The following is a 17,501-nucleotide window of genomic DNA, read 5'->3' as shown; positions in this document are numbered from 1 at the left end:
CTAGCACTAAGGTGACGCTGTGCCTCGCCAATTGGGAGAGCTGGAAGACACCGTGATGACACGGGTCTGGCAATGGAACCGCCCGGTCACCGTGCGGGAAGTTCTCGAGGACCTTCAACAGGAACGGTCCATCGCGTACACGACCGTCATGACGGTAATGGACAATCTCCATCAGAAGGGCTGGGTACGCCGGGAAGTGGATGGCCGGGCATATCGATATACGGCCGTCTCCACCCGCGCCGCATACTCGGCCGCACTGATGAACGAAGCGTGGTCGCAGAGTGACAACCCCGCGGCCGCGCTGGTCGCGTTCTTCGGCATGATGTCCGCGGAGCAGCGCGAAGCTCTCCGGGATGCGATCCGCGTCGTGGCACCGACCTTCCCCGAACCGGCCGAGAGCCGGCCCGATGACGGGGACCCGGCCGATGGGGCGCCGCCGGAGAGCGGGCGATAGCGTCGGGGGATGTCCCCAGAGCAGTCGCAAACCGAGCACCCCACCGAGACGCAAACCGGAGATCGTACCGGTCCGGAAACGGGATCTCGCGCAGATGTTCATACCGGCCCGTCGGTAAATAGACCGGCCATCACCGTCCGCCGCGCCAGGACCAGCGATGTGGCGTCCGTCCGCGGACTCCTTGACGGCTACGTCTCCGAAGGCATCCTGCTCGACAAAGCGACGGTGACGCTTTACGAGGACATCCAGGAGTTCTGGGTCGCCGAACGCGACGAGGACGCCCGTGTCATCGGCTGCGGCGCACTCCACGTGATGTGGGAAGACCTCGCCGAAGTGCGCACTCTCGCCGTCGACCACGCCATCAAGGGCGCCGGAGTCGGACACCAGGTCCTGGACAAGCTCTTGCAGACCGCGCGCTGGCTCGGTGTCCGCCGGGTTTTCTGTCTCACGTTCGAAGTCGACTTCTTCGCCGCGCACGGCTTCACGGAGATCGGAGAGACGCCCGTCGACGGAGATGTCTACAGCGAGCTGCTGCGTTCCTATGACGAGGGTGTCGCCGAGTTCCTGGGTCTCGAACGAGTGAAGCCGAACACCTTGGGCAACAGCCGGATGCTTCTGCACCTGTGAACGGCGGAAGATGCCGGAACCCTATGTCCGAATCGCGCATGTTTCCCGTGCTCTTGCGCTCCTGAACCTCTCCCAGGGGTTTGTGTTTTCCGGGGAAAAGCGGTTTCCTTTCCGCGTACTGCATTTTCGATGAAAGGAAATCCGGTGGCACAGAAGGTTCAGGTCCTTCTTGTTGATGACCTCGACGGTGGCGAGGCGGACGAGACCGTGACGTTCGCTCTGGATGGCAAGACGTACGAGATCGACCTCACCACGACCAACGCGGACAAGCTCCGTGGTCTTCTTGAGCCGTACACCAAGAGCGGACGCCGCACCGGCGGCCGTGCCGCGACCGGCCGTGGCAAGGGCCGCGCCGTTACCGGTGGCAACAAGGACACGGCCGAGATCCGTAGGTGGGCGCGCGAGAACGGCCACAACGTGAATGACCGCGGCCGCGTTCCCGCCGAGATCCGTGAGGCTTACGAGAAGGCGAACGGCTGACCTGTCGGCCGATGGGTCCACAGGTGAGTCCGGGCATGAGCGAGTCTGGCCCGGTGGCACTCCGTCGCCGCCGCGTCCACGAGTCGTACGAGATCGGGAGCATCCCCACCGCTGCTCCCGAGGCCGCCGAGGGCCGGGAGTGACCGTTCCACCTCCTGGCGCGATCCGGGGGGCCGCAGCCAGACCGCGGTCCCCGGCGAGCCCGCCGTCCCGCCGGGCGGCACCGGGGCAGTGATGTGCCCACCCGTGCCGAGGGCGGACAGGTCGAGGGCGATCCCGCCCCATTCCAGCCAGTCCAGCAGACCCGGCAGCTCGTCGGCGCTGCCCGCGGCCACCAGCAGCCGCATCCGCTGCCCCGCCAGCGCCACCGGGCCGGTGCGCCCGACACGGCGCAGCACCGCGTGTCCCGCCGGGGCGGGCAGTTCCAGGACGTCGAAGCGCAGCCCCGTCAGCAGCCGGACCGGTGATGTGCCCGTCGTGGCCCAGTCGAGCTCACGGGCGTACCACTGAGCGCGGTCGCCGGATTCCGGCGACGAGCGGGGAGGCGGGACGAGGAAAGCCATGTCCGATGAACCGCCGAACGGGCCCCGGAGTTACGCACCGTCCATGATCGACTGCCCTGCGTGTGCGTCCTGGGGGCGTGCGGAAGCCCCCGGCGGCGCGAAGTTGTTCGCCCGTAGCGGAGGAAACGGGGGTGCGCCGCATGGACTGTCAGTGGGTGCGGGTAAGACATCCCTAGTGGGAAGGGGCGACACGCGGGCAAAAACGTCTCACGTTCGCCATCGGCGTACTGGCGAAAGGGCTATCTGCCTGGCCTGCGGGAACATCGTCTCGCACCATCGGGTTGGAGCAGTTGTCGGCGTTCGGGGCGGGGGATCCGCCAGGCAGCAGGGCCGGGTGTCGGCAGTTGAAATGAGCGGTCCCCGCTTGCGGGACTAAGCTGCGGAAGGACAGGGAGGGGACCGACCCCTTACTGCCTGACCGCTCTGAGGAGCGATTAACGATGTTCGAGAGGTTCACCGACCGCGCGCGGCGGGTTGTCGTCCTGGCTCAGGAAGAAGCCCGGATGCTCAACCACAACTACATCGGCACCGAGCACATCCTCCTGGGCCTGATCCACGAGGGTGAGGGTGTCGCCGCTAAGGCCCTGGAGAGCCTCGGGATTTCGCTCGAGGCGGTCCGCCAGCAGGTGGAGGAGATCATCGGTCAGGGCCAGCAGGCCCCGTCCGGGCACATCCCCTTCACTCCCCGGGCCAAGAAGGTCCTGGAGCTGTCGCTCCGTGAGGCCCTTCAGCTCGGCCACAACTACATCGGTACCGAGCACATCCTGCTCGGCCTGATCCGCGAGGGCGAGGGCGTCGCAGCCCAGGTCCTCGTGAAGCTGGGCGCCGACCTGAACCGGGTGCGGCAGCAGGTCATCCAGCTGCTCTCCGGGTACTCGGGAGGCAAGGAGGCGGCCACTGCGGGCGGCCCCGCGGAGGGCACGCCCTCCACGTCCCTGGTGCTCGACCAGTTCGGCCGGAATCTCACCCAGGCCGCTCGTGAGTCCAAGCTCGACCCGGTCATCGGGCGCGAGAAGGAGATCGAGCGGGTCATGCAGGTGCTGTCCCGCCGTACCAAGAACAACCCGGTTCTCATCGGCGAGCCCGGCGTCGGCAAGACGGCGGTCGTCGAGGGCCTGGCCCAGGCCATCGTCAAGGGCGAGGTGCCCGAGACCCTCAAGGACAAGCACCTCTACACCCTGGACCTCGGCGCCCTGGTGGCGGGTTCCCGCTACCGAGGTGACTTCGAGGAGCGCCTGAAGAAGGTCCTCAAGGAGATCCGCACCCGCGGCGACATCATCCTGTTCATCGACGAGCTCCACACCTTGGTGGGTGCGGGCGCCGCCGAGGGCGCGATCGACGCGGCGAGCATCCTCAAGCCCATGCTGGCGCGAGGCGAGCTCCAGACCATCGGTGCCACGACGCTCGACGAGTACCGCAAGCACCTGGAGAAGGACGCCGCGCTCGAGCGCCGCTTCCAGCCCATCCAGGTCGCGGAGCCGTCGCTGCCGCACACCATCGAGATCCTCAAGGGCCTGCGCGACCGTTACGAGGCCCACCACAGGGTCTCCATCACGGACGAGGCGCTGGTCCAGGCCGCCACCCTGGCCGACCGCTACATCTCGGACCGCTTCCTGCCGGACAAGGCGATCGACCTGATCGACGAGGCCGGCTCCCGGATGCGCATCCGCCGGATGACCGCGCCGCCGGACCTCCGCGAGTTCGACGAGAAGATCGCGGGCGTCCGCCGTGACAAGGAGTCGGCGATCGACTCCCAGGACTTCGAGAAGGCAGCTTCGCTCCGCGACAAGGAGAAGCAGCTGCTGGCGGCGAAGACCAAGCGGGAGAAGGAGTGGAAGGCCGGCGACATGGACGTCGTCGCCGAGGTCGACGGCGAGCTCATCGCCGAAGTCCTCGCGACCGCCACCGGCATTCCCGTCTTCAAGCTGACCGAGGAGGAGTCCTCGCGTCTGCTGCGCATGGAGGACGAGCTCCACAAGCGCGTCATCGGCCAGAAGGACGCCATCAAGGCCCTCTCGCAGGCGATCCGCCGTACGCGAGCCGGTCTGAAGGACCCGAAGCGCCCCGGTGGCTCGTTCATCTTCGCCGGCCCGTCCGGTGTCGGTAAGACGGAGCTCTCCAAGACGCTCGCCGAATTCCTCTTCGGCGACGAGGACGCGCTGATCTCCCTCGACATGTCGGAGTTCAGCGAGAAGCACACGGTTTCCCGTCTCTTCGGTTCGCCCCCCGGATACGTGGGCTACGAAGAGGGTGGCCAGCTCACCGAGAAGGTGCGCCGCAAGCCGTTCTCCGTCGTCCTCTTCGACGAGGTCGAGAAGGCCCACCCCGATATCTTCAATTCCCTGCTCCAGATTCTGGAAGACGGTCGTCTGACCGACTCCCAGGGCCGGGTCGTGGACTTCAAGAACACGGTCATCATCATGACGACCAACCTCGGGACCCGGGACATCTCGAAGGGCTTCAACCTGGGCTTCGCCGCCCAGGGCGACGTCAAGACGAACTACGAGCGCATGAAGGTCAAGGTCAACGACGAGCTCAAGCAGCACTTCCGGCCTGAGTTCCTCAACCGTGTCGACGACACGGTGGTCTTCCACCAGCTCACCGAGGAAGACATCATCCAGATCGTCGACCTCATGGTCGCCAAGGTGGATGAGCGTCTGAAGGACCGCGACATGGGCATCGAGCTCAGTGCCGAGGCCAAGTCGCTCCTCGCGAAGAAGGGCTACGACCCCGTGATGGGCGCCCGGCCGCTGCGCCGGACGATCCAGCGCGAGATCGAGGACATCCTCTCCGAGAAGATCCTCTTCGGCGAGCTGCGTCCCGGTCACATCGTGGTCGTGGGCACCGAGGGCGAAGGGGACGAGAAGAAGTTCTCGTTCCGCGGCGAGGAGAAGTCGGCTCTGCCCGACGTCCCGCCGATCGAGCAGGCGGCGGGCGGCGGCCCGAACCTGACGAAGGATGCGTAGGGCGCGTAGCGCCTGAGCGTCGAAAAGGGGCTGCCCCGGACCGGTTTCGGTCCGGGGCAGCCCCTTTTCGCCTGAGCCGGTATCGACGGATCAGGGGGTGAGTACCTTGAGCCGGCCCTCCCGCCCTTCCCGTCGTCCTCGGAGCAGGGGGACACGATCGCCTTGGATCGTCACGCGCAGGCCGGGCCAGGGGTGCGGGGAGGTGGAGGGCGCCGAGGGCGACGAGCGTGCGGTCCACGGGCTTGCACCGCGCTCACGACCCTGCCGTGCCGTTGCCACCGCGGTGCTCACCGGCCCCCTCGCCCCCGTTCTCCCGGTCACGGCGTGGTGCGGGGCCAGGGTGAGCCGACCTGGGTTCTGGGCGTGCGCCCGGACGGCGTGGCCAGGGCGGGGGCCGAAGGTCCCGAAACGGGCAGGCTTCCGGCCCACCGGCGGTGACAAGGCGCACAGGCCCTCGGAGGCCTACTAGGCCCCTTCGGAGAAGTCGGGGTGGGCGGCCGCGGGACCTTCGGCCCACCCGTGAGGAGCCTTTCGGCGTTTGGGTGAATATGACCGTATTGCTGGCCTGTGTCCAGGAAGGGAGCCTTTGGGGCTGGGGTTAAACCCGCTTCGCGAAAAATATCCCGAAGATCGTCCGTCGCCTCCCGGCCGGTGGCCGCGATGAATTCCCACCCCCTCGGCTACGGCTTTTGATCGTAGATGGGGTGTTTGAGTGTTGCCGGGGGTGCGGGTTACCAAGGTGGAGCAAGCCCGGTCGAGCACCGGGTCCAGTCACCCCGGAGGTTCTCCCCGCATGTCGAAGCGCGTTACGTTCCAGCACTCCCGCCGTCCGTCCATGCCCCGCGTCAGTGGCGCCGTCGTGGCCGCCGGCCTGGGTGCGTCGATGGTGTTCGGTGCGGGCGCGGCGTTCGCGTCCGGCACGACGGGTACCGCGGACACCGCGGCCCTCGCCGGCGCGGCCACCGCCGACTCCGTCGCCCAGCAGGCGACCGCCCAGAGCAAGGCCGCCGCGAAGGCGAAGGCCGACAAGGCCGGGAAGGCCGAGGCCGACAAGAAGGCGGCCGCGAAGAAGAAGGCCGCGGCCAAGAAGAAGGCCGCCTCGTGGGAGGCCCCGGTCGACCACTACGTCCTCAGTGCCACCTACGGCACCGGCGGCGACCGCTGGGCCCACAAGCACTCCGGCCAGGACTTCGCGGTGCCGATCGGCACCAAGGTCGAGGCCGCGCACACCGGCCGGGTCGTCAAGGCCGGCCCGAACGGCGGCGGCGACGGTCCCGCGTACGGCAACGCCATCGTGATCAAGCACGCCAACGGCAAGTACTCGCAGTACGCGCACCTGTCGAAGATCGAGGTCAACGTCGGTGACCGCGTGAAGACCGGCGACGAGATCGCCAGGTCCGGCAACACCGGTAACTCCAGCGGCCCGCACCTGCACTTCGAGATCCGCACCTCGCCCGACTACGGTTCTGCGCTGAACCCGGTCTCGTACCTGAAGTCCGTGCACGTCAAGGTCTGACCCACGGGTTCCCCGTAGCCGCTAGGCGGCGGGCCCCGGGTCATGGGCCCTGGTCACCAGCTCGACGGCGACCTCGAGAGCAGCCTTGCGCTTCTCCTCGGGGTCGCCTTCGGCGTCTTTGAGGGCCATCATCCCGGCGTGCATCGCGAAGAGCGCGGTGAAGCAGCGCACCTGGTCGGTGAGCGGGGCGTCGGGATCCTTGATCAGGTCCACCAGGGCCATGACCCGGTGCTTCATGGTGTGGCCGATGCTGAGCTCGCGCACCGTCGCCTGGTTCTCCTGCATGAAGACGAAGAGCGGCGCCGCCGCCTCGAGCGCCTCGCTGTAGCGGACCAGGATCTCCTTCTTCGTCTCCAGGGTGCGCGGCTGCTCCTGGCCCCAGGCGACGATCTCCTCCACAGGCCTGTTCAGATCCTCGAAGATGCTGACGAGGATGTCTTCCTTGGTCTTGAAGTGGTAGTACAGCGCCGCCTTGGTGACCTGCAACTGCTCGGCGATCTCGCGGAGCGAGGTCTTCTCGTAACCCTGTTCGGCGAAGAGCTTCAGAGCGACGTCCTGGATGCGCTGGCGGGTGTTGCCCCGGCGCGGCTGCGGCGTGCTGCTCATTCGACTCTCCCAAAAACTTACTTGACGCCCGGCTAGTTACGGGTCTACTTTCCTCAGTGTACTAACTAGCCGGGCGGCAAGTAAGTGCCGGATCGGCGGCGGACAGGCATCAGGGGATCAGGGGAGCGGACGGCATGGCAGAACTCAAGAAAGCGACGGCGGGCGGGAAAGCGGAACCACAGCCGCGCAGCGTCCGGGTGGTGGTCCTCGCGCTGATGATCGCGATGCTGCTGGCCATGCTCGACAACTTGATCGTGGGAACCGCGATGCCCACGATCGTCGGCGATCTGGGCGGAATGGAACATCTGTCCTGGGTGGTCACCGCCTACACCCTGGCCACCGCGGCCTCCACGCCCATCTGGGGCAAGCTCGGCGACATGTACGGACGCAAGGGCATCTTCCTCACGTCCATCGTGATCTTCCTGATCGGCTCCGTGCTGAGCGGAATGTCCCAGGACATGAGCCAGCTGATCGGATTCCGGGCCGTCCAGGGCCTCGGAGCGGGTGGCCTCATGGTGGGCGTCATGGCCATCATCGGCGACCTCGTACCGCCCCGGGAGCGCGGAAAGTACCAGGGCATGATGGCCGGCGTGATGGCGATCGCCATGATCGGCGGACCGCTGGTCGGCGGCACCATCACCGACCACCTGGGCTGGCGCTGGAGCTTCTACATCAACCTGCCGCTCGGCGCCGTCGCGCTCGCCATGGTCACCGCCGTGCTGCACCTGCCCCGCAAGGAGCGCCGGAAGGCGAAGGTCGACTACCTGGGCGCCGCGCTCCTCACCGTCGGCATCACCGCGATCGTGCTGGTCACCACCTGGGGCGGTACGGAGTACGCCTGGGGCTCAGCCGTGATCATGGAGCTCATCGCGCTCGGCGTCGCCTCCCTCGTCGGCTTCCTCTTCGTCGAGACGAAGGCAGCCGAACCGATCGTGCCGCTCCACATCTTCCGCAACCGCAACTTCACCCTCATGTCCGTGGTCGGCTTCATGGCGGGCTTCGTGATGTTCGGCGCGGTGCTCTTCCTGCCGCTGTTCCAGCAGTCGGTCCAGGGGGCGTCCGCGACCAACTCCGGACTGCTGCTCCTGCCCATGCTGCTCGCGATGATGATCGTCTCGCTGGTCGCCGGCCGGATCACCACCAGCACCGGCAAGTACAAGATCTTCCCGATCGTGGGCAGCCTCCTGATGGTCGCCGGCCTCTTCCTGCTCTCCGGCATGGACACCGGGACCACGCGCCTGACGTCCGGCATCTACATGGCGGTGCTCGGTGCCGGCATGGGCTTCCTGATGCAGATCACGATGCTCGTCGCCCAGAACAGCGTCGAGCTCGAGGACATGGGCGTCGCCTCGTCCACGACCACGCTCTTCCGCACACTCGGCAGCTCGTTCGGCGTCGCGATCATGGGCGCCCTCTTCACCGGCCGTGTGCAGGACGAGATGACGGCACGCGGCGGCGGGGGAGCCACCGAGAAGTCCGCACAGCTGGACGCGGCGAGCCTGGCGAAGCTGCCGGCCGCGATGCGCGAGGCGTACGAGTACGCGGTGGCCTCCGGCACCCACATCGCCTTCCTGGTGGGCGGCTCGGTCGCGGTGGTGGCCCTGGTGGCGGCGCTGTTCGTCAAGGAGGTCCCGCTGCGCGGCACCGCGATGCCGGCCGCGGCCTCGGACGGCGACGGCTCGGCGCCCGCCCGGCCCACGGCGGACAAGGCGCGGCAGAGCGCCTGAGCGGACCCCGTACAGGGATGGGCCCCGGAGACACCTCGTCCCCGGGGCCCGCCCCTGTCCTCTCAGGCCGACCCTGTCTGCCGCAGGACGGGGAAGCTTCCGGTGTTCGTCGGCGCGTGCTCGGGCAGCCACAGCACGGCGACCGCACCCCCGGTGTCCCCGCCCCCGGCGGGCCCCGCGTTGCGGAACGTCAGCCTCGCCCCCAGCACCCGCGCCTGCCCCGCGGCAATGGTCAGCCCCAGGCCGTGGCCGCGCCCGGACCTGTCGCTGCTCCCGGTACGGAACCGGCTCGGCCCCTCCCGCAGCAGCGCCTCGGGGAACCCGGGCCCGTGATCGCGGACCCGCACCACCCGGCCCTCGACCGTGACCTCGACCGGGGCGGCCCCGTGCTTGGCGGCGTTCCCCAGCAGATTGCCCAGGATGCGTTCCAGCCGTCGCGGATCCGTGGACACCCAGGACTCGTGCACCACCCGGACCGTGATCTCCGGATCCAGCAGCCGGACCCGCCGGCTGACGAATTCACCGAGCTGCAGCTCCTGGAGCTCGGCACGCTCCGAGGCGCCGTCCAGCGTGGCCACCTCCAGGACGTCCTCGACCAGGGTCCGCATGGCCTGTGCCCGGTCCCGTACGAGCTCCGTGGGCCGTCCCGGGGGAAGCAGCTCGGCCGCCGTGAGCAGTCCGGTCACCGGGGTGCGCAGCTCGTGCGCGATGTCGGCGGTGACCCGGCGCTCCGCCTCGATCCGCTCGTTCAGCGCGTCCGTGAGCGCGTCCACCGCCCGGGCCAGCTCGTCGGTCTCGTCCCGTACGACCCCGCCCACAGCCTCCCGTACGCGTACCTCCGTATTGCCCTGGGCGACCTTGCCGGCCGCTGCCGCCGCCTTGCGCAGCCTCCGGGACAGCTGGCCGCCGATCAGGACGCCCAGCGCGCAGCCGCCGAAGACGACCGAGACCGAGCCGATGATCAGGGCCCTGTCCAGGTCGCCCATGACCGTGGCGCTGCGGTCGGCGAAGCGGGTGTGCAGGGACAGGACGTCGCCGTTGGCCAGGGGGACGGCCGCCCAGACGTCGGGCACCCCGTCGTCGTACTCGTCGACATGGGTGGCGCGCCGGTCGTCCTGCATCCGGCTGCGCAGGCTCGCCGGCAGCGACGGGTCGTTGATCTTGGCGCCGAACTTCGGCGACGGCTTCTTCGTGTTCGTCGCCTCGTACAGCCGCTGGGCGAAAAGCAGCCGCTCCAGCTGCACCTCGCGCGCGTTCTCCAGCATCGAGACACGGGCCGCGTTGTGGACGACGAGGCTCAGTGCCAGCGCGATGAGCGCGCCGACCGCGGCGATCGCGATGCTGATCTTCCAGCGGACCCCGGTCCGCAGCGCCAGCCGCCTCATGCGCGCAGCTTGTAGCCGAAGCCGCGGACCGTCTCGATCCGGTCCTGCCCGATCTTGGTGCGCAGCCGCTGCACATGGACGTCGACGACGCGGGTGTCCCCGCCCCAGCCGTAGTCCCAGACCCGCTCCAGCAGCCTGTCCCGGGAGAGCACGGTCCCGGGTGCCGCGGAGAACTCCAGCAGCAGCCGCATCTCCGTCGGTGTCAGACCCACGTGCGCGCCTCCGCGGCGTACCTCCATGCCCTCCGTGTCGATCTCCACGTCGCCGAAGACCAGCACACCGCTCGCCCCGTCCTGCGCGCCACCGGCCCCGTCGGGCGCCCCGCCCGAGCCGGCGGCGTGGCCGAAGCGCCGCAGCACGGCGCGGATGCGGGCGACGAGCACCGCCCCGTCGAACGGCTTGGTGACGTAGTCGTCGGCCCCCGCCTCCAGGCCGAGCACCACATCGATCGCGTCGGCGCGCGCCGACAGCATGATCACGGGAACGGTCGACTCGTCACGGATGCGCCGGCACAGACTGACGCCGTCGAGGCCCGGCACCATCACATCCAGCAGCGCGATGTCCGGACGGTCCGCCCGGAAGGCCTCCAGGCCCAGCAGGCCGTCGGGCACCGCGGTCACCGTGAAGCCGACCCGCTCCAGTGCGAGCTGGGTGGCCTCACGGATGACGTCGTCGTCCTCGACGAAGAGGACGTGGGTATCGGCCATGGCGGGCGGCTCTCAGTTCTGCGCCGTCTGCGGTGCGGGGAGAGTGCCCTCCCCGCTGCCGACGGCCCGGTTGAAATCGTTGTGCACCCGGTCGGTCTCGGTGAACCGGCCCGCGCTCCAGCGGTACGTGATGACGTCCTCGCCCGAGGGGTAGGTGACCGAGTCCTTCGACCCGTACACCTGCGTCGTCACGACCAGGTCACCCCGGTCGATGGTGCCGTACACCGCGGGCACCTCGGCGGCGAAGACGTTCCCGTACGTGCCGTCCGCCCGCCGCTGGTAGACGTACGTCCCGACTCCCACCGAATCACCGCAGGTCATCACGTTGACCACGACATCGGTCTCCGAGCCGCCGGTGAGCGAGCCGTACGAGGTGTCGACCGGATACTCGTCCCCGGTGCAGGGCTTCAGGTCGTCCTTGAGCTGCCGGCTCACCTTCGGGTCGCTCTTGACGAGCATCACGGCGTTCACCCGGGGGGAGGGCTTCGCCGTCCCGCTGGGCACCGCCGCGCTCGACGGCGTGGCCCGGGCGACCTGCTGGGCGCTCGCCGGCCCCTCGTCGCGCGTGCCCGTGCCTCCGGCGGAACAGCCGGCGCACAACAGCCCGAAGGCGGCGAGCCCGGCCACCGCCGTGCTCCCCGCCGCGAGGCCGCCCCGGAGTCTCCCGCGGCGGGCCCTCGTGCCCCCTCTGCTGCCCGTCAGGCCGCGCACCGCTCCCGCCCCCGCTCGTCATGACGCCTGTTCCGCTGCGAGGGTATCCGCGCCGGTGTCTCCTCGGCCTCGCGGCTCCGGGCCGCACGGTCCTCAAGCTCCTGGCGCAGACGCGCCAGGGCCCTGTGCAGCGTGCTCTTCACCGTGCCGGCGGACATGCCGAGCGCCGCGGCCGTCTCCTCCGTGCTCATCTGCTCCCAGTGTCGCAGCACGACGACGCTGCGCTGCTTCGGAGCCAGTACCCCGAGGACGTCCATGAGCAGGGCGCGGTCGGCACGCTGCTCGGCGCCGTCGTCGACGCTCGCGTCGGGGAGCTGCTCGGTGGGGACCTCGTCGAGCTTGCGGGCCCGCCACCACTCCGTTCGCGTGTTGATCATGACGCGGCGCAGATAGGCGTCGGCGAGGGACTTGTCGGCGATGCCGTCCCAGCGGCCGAAGGTGCGGACCAGAGCGGTCTGGAGCAGGTCCTGCGCGTCCACGGGATCGGGAACGAGCCGACGGGCACTGCGCAGCAGCGCGTCCTGTCGGGTCCGTACGTACTCCTCGAAACCGAGCACCTCGCCCTGAGCCATTACAACCGCCTCCGTCCCCGTGGATCCCCGTGTACCGCCGTCGGCCGGGTGGTCCCGTGGCCGACGTCCGGTGACGTTACGGAGGCGTTGTCACGAGGGTGTGCGGAGCAGCCGTAGGCGGACGCACGGCTGTCCATCGGTTGTGTAACAGCCGCTGGACAGCCCGGGTCCGCCGGAGCGCCGTCAGGTCAGGGGCAGCCGGTACCGGCCGTTCGCCAGGGGCTCGACCAGACCGTCGGCGACGAGCCCGTCCAGAGCGCGCGCCCGCTGCACGGGCTCCTCCCACACCGCGTCCAGCGCCGACTGCGGAACCGGCGTGACCGCGTCCCGCAGCACCGCGAGCAGCCGCCCCCTGACCTGCCGGTCCGTGCCGGCGTAGGTCTGGCCCCGGCGCGGCGGGCCCTGGTGGGCGGGCTTTCCCGCCAGCCGCCAGGCGCACTGCCCGGCGATCGGGCAGCGCGTGCAGTCCTCGTTCTTCGCGGTGCACACGAGTGCGCCGAGCTCCATCGTGGCCGCCGCCCAGCTCGCGGCGCGCTCGTCCTCCTCCGGGAGCAGTGCGCGGGCGAGCTTGCGCTCGGCCGCGGTGGTCGCGTTCGGCGGGTACTGGATGCCGGTGGCGGCCCGGGCGAACACCCTGCGGACGTTCGTGTCCAGCACGGCGTGACGCTGCCCGTACGCGAACGAGGCCACGGCCGCGGCCGTGTACTCCCCGATCCCGGGCAGTGCGAGCAGCTGGTTGTGCTCGCTCGGCACGTCGCCGCCGTGGCGTTCCGTTATCGCCTGCGCGGCCCCGTGCAGGCGGAGCGCACGCCGGGGGTAGCCGAGCCGGCCCCAGGCGCGGACGGCTTCGCCCGGTGCGTCGGCGGCCAGGTCGGCCGGGCGCGGCCAGCGGGCCATCCACTGCTCGTAGACCGGGAGGACTCTGTTCACCGGGGTCTGCTGCAGCATGAACTCGCTCACCATCACACCCCAGGCACCCGCGTCGGGGCGGCGCCAGGGCAGATCGCGCGCGTGCTGCTCGAACCACCCGATGACGGGGGCATGGAGGGAGGCGGGGGGCGTCTGTGTCGAAGTCGTGGCAGTCATCGCACCCACGATCCTGGCACGGAAGGCGGGACATCGGGCACGGCTACGGGGGTGTCGGCCCGGCGGAGCGCTCAGGGAGTGATAACGCCACCCGTTCTGTCCCTTCGCGCGGGGGCGGACGGGGGCCGAGCCGGTGCAAAGCGGATGGAAGCGCCCCGGTAACGGCCGCTCCATGATGATGATCAGGAAAACTTGTCGATCAGAGCGGCGGTTGAGGGCCGGAGTTGGCCTGGATCTCTCGTACAGTTCGGTCCGTGGGTTCTATGCGCAATCCGGTCGGGCCGCTTCCCTCCAGCATCTACTGGCGTCGGAGAACAGTAGCGGTGCTGGTGATCGCGCTGCTCGCGGCGCTGATTGCGTGGGCCGTCACCTCGGGCGGCGGCGGAGGCGGACAGGACGACGGGAAGCCCGGAGGCTCCGGCCCCGCCCCGTCCATCACCCCCGGGCCTTCGAGTTCCGGCCCGGTCACCGGCCAACCCCCCGGCGGGCGCGACGAGTCGGACGACTCCGGTACGGACGCGGGCTCCGGGTCGGGCGGCGGGAGCACCGGGACGGGAACGGGCGGCGCCGGGGGATCGGACACCGGCGGGGACGCGGGAACGGACACCGCGGGAGCGGACACCGCGGGATCCGGTGGCTCCGCGTCGGGCGCGGGAACCGGTGGCAGCGCGGCCGGCCAGCAGGTACCCGCCGGATCACCGCTCCCCAACTGCACGCCTGCCGTACTGCAGTTGAGCCTGAAGACGGAGATCAGCTTCGGACCCGACGACAAGCCGAAGTTTCGGCTGAGCGCCAAGAACACCTCGGCTGCCGACTGCAAGGCCGACTTCGGTCCGAAGAACGCCGTGCTCACGATCACCGAGGCCGGCGAGGACGACGAGCAGGTGTGGTCCTCCAAGGACTGCCCGAAGCCCGGCGGCGCCCTCTTCCTGAGGGTCCCGGCGGGAACGACCGTCGTCCACACCGTGGAGTGGGACCGCAAGGGGAGCGCGCCCTCGTGCGCGACACCGCCCGTCCGGTCCGCGGGTCCGGGGACCTACCTGCTGGAGGCCAAGGTCCCGGGCGAGTCCGTCCGGCCCGCCTCGTTCGTCCTGGCCAAGGACTGACGGCGGCGGCAGGCCCCCACCGGGAACGAACGCCGCCGGGTCCGACCGGAAACGAACGCGGTCGGGTCCGACCGGCAACGAACGACGCCGGTCGGACCCGCAACGAACGACGCCGGGTCGGACCGCAACGAACGACGCCGGGCCCCGCCGGAACGCTTGTCCGGCGGGGCCGGTCCCATGTGATCCGGACGGAGGGTCCTAGACGTACCGCTCCAGGATCGAGGACTCCGCGAGCCGCGAGAGCCCCTCCCGGACGCTCCTGGCCCGCGCCTCGCCGACTCCGTCCACGGCCTGGAGGTCGTCCACGCTCGCGGCGAGCAGCTTCTGCAGGCCGCCGAAGTGCTCCACCAGCCGCTCGATGATCGCCCCGGGCAGCCGTGGCACCTTCGCCAGCAGCCGGAATCCGCGCGGGGAGACCGCCGAGTCGAGCGTCTCCGGCGAGCCGCTGTAGCCCAGTGCCCGTGCCACCACGGGAAGTTCGAGCAGCTCGGTGTGGGTGAGCGTGTCCAGCTCGGCCAGCGCCTCCGCGACCGTACGGGACCGCTTCGCGGTGGGCTCGGGGACGTAGTCGCGTACGACCAGCTCCCGCTCCGGCTCCACGCCCGCGATCAACTCGTCCAGCTGGAGCGAGAGAAGGCGGCCGTCGGTGCCCAGCTCCACGACGTACTCGGCGATTTCGGTCGCGATGCGGCGCACCATCTCCAGCCGCTGCGAGACCGCCGTCACGTCCCGGACCGTCACCAGGTCCTCGATCTCCAGCGCGGAGAGTGTCCCGGCGACCTCGTCCAGCCGGAGCTTGTACCGCTCCAGGGTGGCGAGCGCCTGGTTGGCGCGGGACAGGATCGCTGAGGACTCCTCCAGGACCCGCCGCTCCCCGTCCACGTACAGCGCGATCAGGCGCATGGACTGGGATACCGACACCACGGGGAAGCCGCAGGCCTTGGAGACCCGGTCCGCCGTGCGGTGGCGGGTGCCCGTCTCCTCGGTGGGGATGGAGGCGTCCGGGACCAGCTGCACGCCGGCCCGGAGGATCTTGGTCATGTCCTTGTCGAGGATCATCGCGCCGTCCAGCTTGCACAGTTCGCGCAGGCGCGTCGCGGCGAAATCCACGTCGAGCACGAAACCGCCGGTGCACATGGACTCGACGGTTCGGTCCATGCCGAGGACGATCAGTCCGCCGGTGTTGCCGCGGAGGATGCGCTCCAGGCCGTCGCGGAGGGCCGTTCCCGGCGCGACCGCGCTCAACGAGGCGCGCATCAGCGCCTCGTTCCCGGTGCCTTGGCCGGACTTTCCGGGCGATGCTGCCCGGTCGTTGGCTGCCACTGCACTCCTCCGGTCACAGGTCGGCGGTGCCCTTGCGTCCCTCGTACCGTTCGTACGGGCGGGCGAGACCAGGGCAAAGTCTACCGGCGTGCGCCGTCCTCCTGTGGTCCGTCCGGCCGAGAGCGGCGGGGAAGGACTCTCAGAGCGTCGCCCATGTCGGCCACTTCTGTGACCTTCATACCGGCCGGAACCTGTCCCGGGTCCCTCGGGACCAGGGCGTGCTTGAACCCGAGACGGTACGCCTCCGCCAGCCTGCGCTGGACGCCGGTCACCCTTCTGACCTCCCCGGCGAGGCCCACCTCACCGATCGCGACCAGGTTTTTCGGGAGCGGTGTGTCGCTCGCCGCGCTGGCGAGCGCCAGGGCGATGGCGAGGTCCGCGGCCGGTTCGGTGAGCTTCACGCCGCCCACGGTCGCGCTGTAGATGTCCCGCTTGCCGAGGGCGCTGATCCGGCCCCGCTGTTCGAGAACGGCCAGCATCATCGAGACCCGGGAGGTCTCCAGGCCGGAGGTGGTGCGCCGGGGCGAGGGGATCTGCGAGTCGACCGTCAGCGCCTGCACCTCGGCGACGAGTGGCCGCTTGCCCTCCAGGGTGACCGTCAGGCAGGTGCCGGGGACGGGCTCGTCACGGCGGGTGAGGAAGAGCCCGGAGGGGTCGGCCAGGCCCGTGATGCCCTCGTCGTGCAGCTCGAAGCAGCCGACCTCGTCCGTGGCGCCGTACCGGTTCTTGACGCCTCGCACGAGCCGGAGGCGTGCGTGCCGGTCGCCCTCGAAGGACAGCACCACGTCGACCAGGTGCTCCAGGAGGCGCGGCCCCGCGATCGCGCCGTCCTTGGTCACATGGCCCACCAGGAGCGTCGACATGCCGCGCTCCTTGGAGGCCCTGATGAGCGCGCCCGCGACCTCGCGGACCTGCGCCATGCCGCCGGGAGCGCCGTCGATCTCCGGCGAGGCGACGGTCTGCACGGAGTCGAGGACGAGGAGGGACGGCTTGACCGCGTCCAGGTGCCCCAGGACCGCCGAGAGGTCGGTCTCGGCGGCCAGATACAGGTGGTCGTTGATCGCCCGGATGCGGTCGGCCCGCATCCGCACCTGGCTGGCGGACTCCTCGGCCGTGACGTACAGGGTGCGGTGGTCGTCGCTCGCCGCCTTGGCGGCCACGTCCAGCAGCAGCGTCGACTTGCCGACGCCCGGCTCGCCCGCGAGCAGCACGACGGCGCCGGGGACGAGCCCCCCGCCGAGCACCCGGTCCAGCTCTCCGACGCCGGTCGAGCGGGCGGTGGCCTGCCGGCTGTCGACCTGGCCGATCGGCACCGCGGCGGTGGAGACCCGGCCGGCCGCCGTCGTGCGGACCGCGGGGGCGCCGCCGAACTCCTCGACCGTCCCCCAGGCCTGGCACTCGGGGCAGCGGCCGAGCCATTTGGCCGTCGTCCAGCCGCATTCGGTGCAGCGGTAGGACGGGCGGTCCTTCGCGGATTTCGTACGGGCAGCCATGGCGTCACCGTATAGGTGGGGTCTGACAGTCCGGCTGCGGGCACCATGGTCGAACATGCGCCCGATGCGTCAATTTTTATGGAATCCGGGATTCCTGTCCCCTTTCGAGGGAGACCGTCACCCGTAAGGATTAAATGTAGGAAAGTGCGGTCAGGGTTCCGCCCGTATCTGCCTACGGT

The 17,501-nt window shown here is 69.8% G+C and carries 16 protein-coding genes; 7 read left to right on the top strand and 9 right to left on the bottom strand.

Going from position 1 to position 17,501, the window contains the following annotated elements:
* Positions 1-19: 19 nt before the first annotated feature.
* The 3 genes from ACIP63_RS36560 to ACIP63_RS36550 all read left to right on the top strand — a co-directional run bounded on the left by ACIP63_RS36560 (position 20) and on the right by ACIP63_RS36550 (position 1,561).
* On the top strand, positions 20-454 hold the full coding sequence (locus tag ACIP63_RS36560) for a BlaI/MecI/CopY family transcriptional regulator (RefSeq protein ID WP_401524881.1): 435 nt from the start codon (positions 20-22) through the stop codon (positions 452-454).
* A gap of 129 nt (positions 455-583) precedes the next feature.
* Entirely contained in the window at positions 584-1,081 is a 498-nt protein-coding gene (locus tag ACIP63_RS36555; protein WP_104791746.1) for an amino-acid N-acetyltransferase, read from the top strand.
* Positions 1,082-1,225: 144 nt separating this feature from the next.
* Positions 1,226-1,561, top strand: a complete 336-nt coding sequence (locus tag ACIP63_RS36550) for an Lsr2 family protein (protein WP_073750230.1) — start codon at positions 1,226-1,228, stop codon at positions 1,559-1,561.
* Here the strand turns inward: ACIP63_RS36550 and ACIP63_RS36545 are convergent.
* Positions 1,540-2,124: an SCO3374 family protein gene (locus tag ACIP63_RS36545; protein WP_401524878.1), complete on the bottom strand. Its 585-nt coding sequence runs from the start codon at positions 2,122-2,124 to the stop codon at positions 1,540-1,542. The two genes, ACIP63_RS36550 and ACIP63_RS36545, sit on opposite strands and share 22 nt — an antisense overlap.
* 440 nt (positions 2,125-2,564) lie before the next feature.
* Here ACIP63_RS36545 and ACIP63_RS36540 point away from each other — a divergent pair, with 440 nt between their 5' ends.
* Both ACIP63_RS36540 and ACIP63_RS36535 read left to right on the top strand, forming a co-directional pair.
* Entirely contained in the window at positions 2,565-5,090 is a 2,526-nt protein-coding gene (locus ACIP63_RS36540; RefSeq protein WP_401524875.1) for an ATP-dependent Clp protease ATP-binding subunit, read from the top strand.
* A gap of 793 nt (positions 5,091-5,883) precedes the next feature.
* Positions 5,884-6,606, top strand: a complete 723-nt coding sequence (locus ACIP63_RS36535; RefSeq protein WP_401524873.1) for a M23 family metallopeptidase — start codon at positions 5,884-5,886, stop codon at positions 6,604-6,606.
* A 21-nt stretch (positions 6,607-6,627) separates the two neighbouring features.
* Here the strand turns inward: ACIP63_RS36535 and ACIP63_RS36530 are convergent, their stop codons facing one another.
* Positions 6,628-7,212 carry a TetR/AcrR family transcriptional regulator gene (locus tag ACIP63_RS36530; RefSeq protein ID WP_401524870.1) on the bottom strand — a complete coding sequence of 195 codons (585 nt, stop codon included), beginning with the start codon at positions 7,210-7,212 and terminating at the stop codon, positions 6,628-6,630.
* 134 nt (positions 7,213-7,346) lie between these two features.
* Here ACIP63_RS36530 and ACIP63_RS36525 point away from each other — a divergent pair, with 134 nt between their 5' ends.
* Positions 7,347-8,939 carry an MDR family MFS transporter gene (locus tag ACIP63_RS36525; protein ID WP_401524867.1) on the top strand — a complete coding sequence of 531 codons (1,593 nt, stop codon included), beginning with the start codon at positions 7,347-7,349 and terminating at the stop codon, positions 8,937-8,939.
* 62 nt (positions 8,940-9,001) lie between these two features.
* Here the strand turns inward: ACIP63_RS36525 and cseC are convergent, their stop codons facing one another.
* The 5 genes from cseC to ACIP63_RS36500 all read right to left on the bottom strand — a co-directional run bounded on the left by cseC (position 9,002) and on the right by ACIP63_RS36500 (position 13,400).
* Entirely contained in the window at positions 9,002-10,324 is a 1,323-nt protein-coding gene (gene cseC / locus ACIP63_RS36520; RefSeq protein WP_401524865.1) for a two-component system sensor histidine kinase CseC, read from the bottom strand.
* Positions 10,321-11,031 (bottom strand): two-component system response regulator CseB, encoded by a 711-nt coding sequence (cseB, locus tag ACIP63_RS36515; RefSeq protein WP_401524862.1) that lies wholly within the window; start codon positions 11,029-11,031, stop codon positions 10,321-10,323. The genes cseC and cseB overlap by 4 nt, the downstream gene beginning before the upstream one ends.
* Positions 11,032-11,043: 12 nt before the next feature.
* Positions 11,044-11,658 carry a hypothetical protein gene (locus ACIP63_RS36510; RefSeq protein ID WP_401524860.1) on the bottom strand — a complete coding sequence of 205 codons (615 nt, stop codon included), beginning with the start codon at positions 11,656-11,658 and terminating at the stop codon, positions 11,044-11,046.
* Positions 11,659-11,729: 71 nt separating this feature from the next.
* Positions 11,730-12,314: a SigE family RNA polymerase sigma factor gene (locus ACIP63_RS36505; RefSeq protein ID WP_362927100.1), complete on the bottom strand. Its 585-nt coding sequence runs from the start codon at positions 12,312-12,314 to the stop codon at positions 11,730-11,732.
* A 183-nt stretch (positions 12,315-12,497) separates the two neighbouring features.
* A complete protein-coding gene (locus tag ACIP63_RS36500; RefSeq protein ID WP_401524858.1) occupies positions 12,498-13,400 on the bottom strand; it encodes an A/G-specific adenine glycosylase in 903 nt (300 codons plus the stop codon).
* A 263-nt stretch (positions 13,401-13,663) separates the two neighbouring features.
* On the opposite strand from ACIP63_RS36500, the gene ACIP63_RS36495 reads away from it, so the two are divergent.
* On the top strand, positions 13,664-14,506 hold the full coding sequence (locus tag ACIP63_RS36495; protein ID WP_401525007.1) for a hypothetical protein: 843 nt from the start codon (positions 13,664-13,666) through the stop codon (positions 14,504-14,506).
* 198 nt (positions 14,507-14,704) lie between these two features.
* Here ACIP63_RS36495 and disA read toward each other — a convergent pair whose 3' ends face one another.
* Both disA and radA read right to left on the bottom strand, forming a co-directional pair.
* Positions 14,705-15,829, bottom strand: coding sequence for a DNA integrity scanning diadenylate cyclase DisA (gene disA, locus ACIP63_RS36490; protein WP_033296474.1), 1,125 nt, complete (start codon positions 15,827-15,829; stop codon positions 14,705-14,707).
* A gap of 80 nt (positions 15,830-15,909) precedes the next feature.
* A complete protein-coding gene (gene radA / locus ACIP63_RS36485) occupies positions 15,910-17,322 on the bottom strand; it encodes a DNA repair protein RadA (protein WP_104786887.1) in 1,413 nt (470 codons plus the stop codon).
* Positions 17,323-17,501: the final 179 nt, after the last annotated feature.

The organism is Streptomyces sp. NPDC088746 (genome assembly GCF_044751065.1).
In the GTDB taxonomy this organism is placed as follows: domain Bacteria; phylum Actinomycetota; class Actinomycetes; order Streptomycetales; family Streptomycetaceae; genus Streptomyces.
The sequence above is the reverse complement of the archived record's forward strand: the minus strand, read 5'-3'. Positions and strand labels throughout refer to the sequence as shown.

Coding starts and splice junctions, on each gene's coding strand:
- ACIP63_RS36505 (WP_362927100.1), bottom strand. CDS start 12,314: ATGGCTCAGGGCGAGGTGCTCGGTTTCGAGGAGTACGTACGGACCCGA.
- ACIP63_RS36525 (WP_401524867.1), top strand. CDS start 7,347: ATGGCAGAACTCAAGAAAGCGACGGCGGGCGGGAAAGCGGAACCACAG.
- cseB (WP_401524862.1), bottom strand. CDS start 11,031: ATGGCCGATACCCACGTCCTCTTCGTCGAGGACGACGACGTCATCCGT.
- ACIP63_RS36530 (WP_401524870.1), bottom strand. CDS start 7,212: ATGAGCAGCACGCCGCAGCCGCGCCGGGGCAACACCCGCCAGCGCATC.
- ACIP63_RS36545 (WP_401524878.1), bottom strand. CDS start 2,124: ATGGCTTTCCTCGTCCCGCCTCCCCGCTCGTCGCCGGAATCCGGCGAC.
- ACIP63_RS36500 (WP_401524858.1), bottom strand. CDS start 13,400: ATGACTGCCACGACTTCGACACAGACGCCCCCCGCCTCCCTCCATGCC.
- ACIP63_RS36540 (WP_401524875.1), top strand. CDS start 2,565: ATGTTCGAGAGGTTCACCGACCGCGCGCGGCGGGTTGTCGTCCTGGCT.
- cseC (WP_401524865.1), bottom strand. CDS start 10,324: ATGAGGCGGCTGGCGCTGCGGACCGGGGTCCGCTGGAAGATCAGCATC.
- ACIP63_RS36535 (WP_401524873.1), top strand. CDS start 5,884: ATGTCGAAGCGCGTTACGTTCCAGCACTCCCGCCGTCCGTCCATGCCC.
- radA (WP_104786887.1), bottom strand. CDS start 17,322: ATGGCTGCCCGTACGAAATCCGCGAAGGACCGCCCGTCCTACCGCTGC.
- ACIP63_RS36495 (WP_401525007.1), top strand. CDS start 13,664: ATGCGCAATCCGGTCGGGCCGCTTCCCTCCAGCATCTACTGGCGTCGG.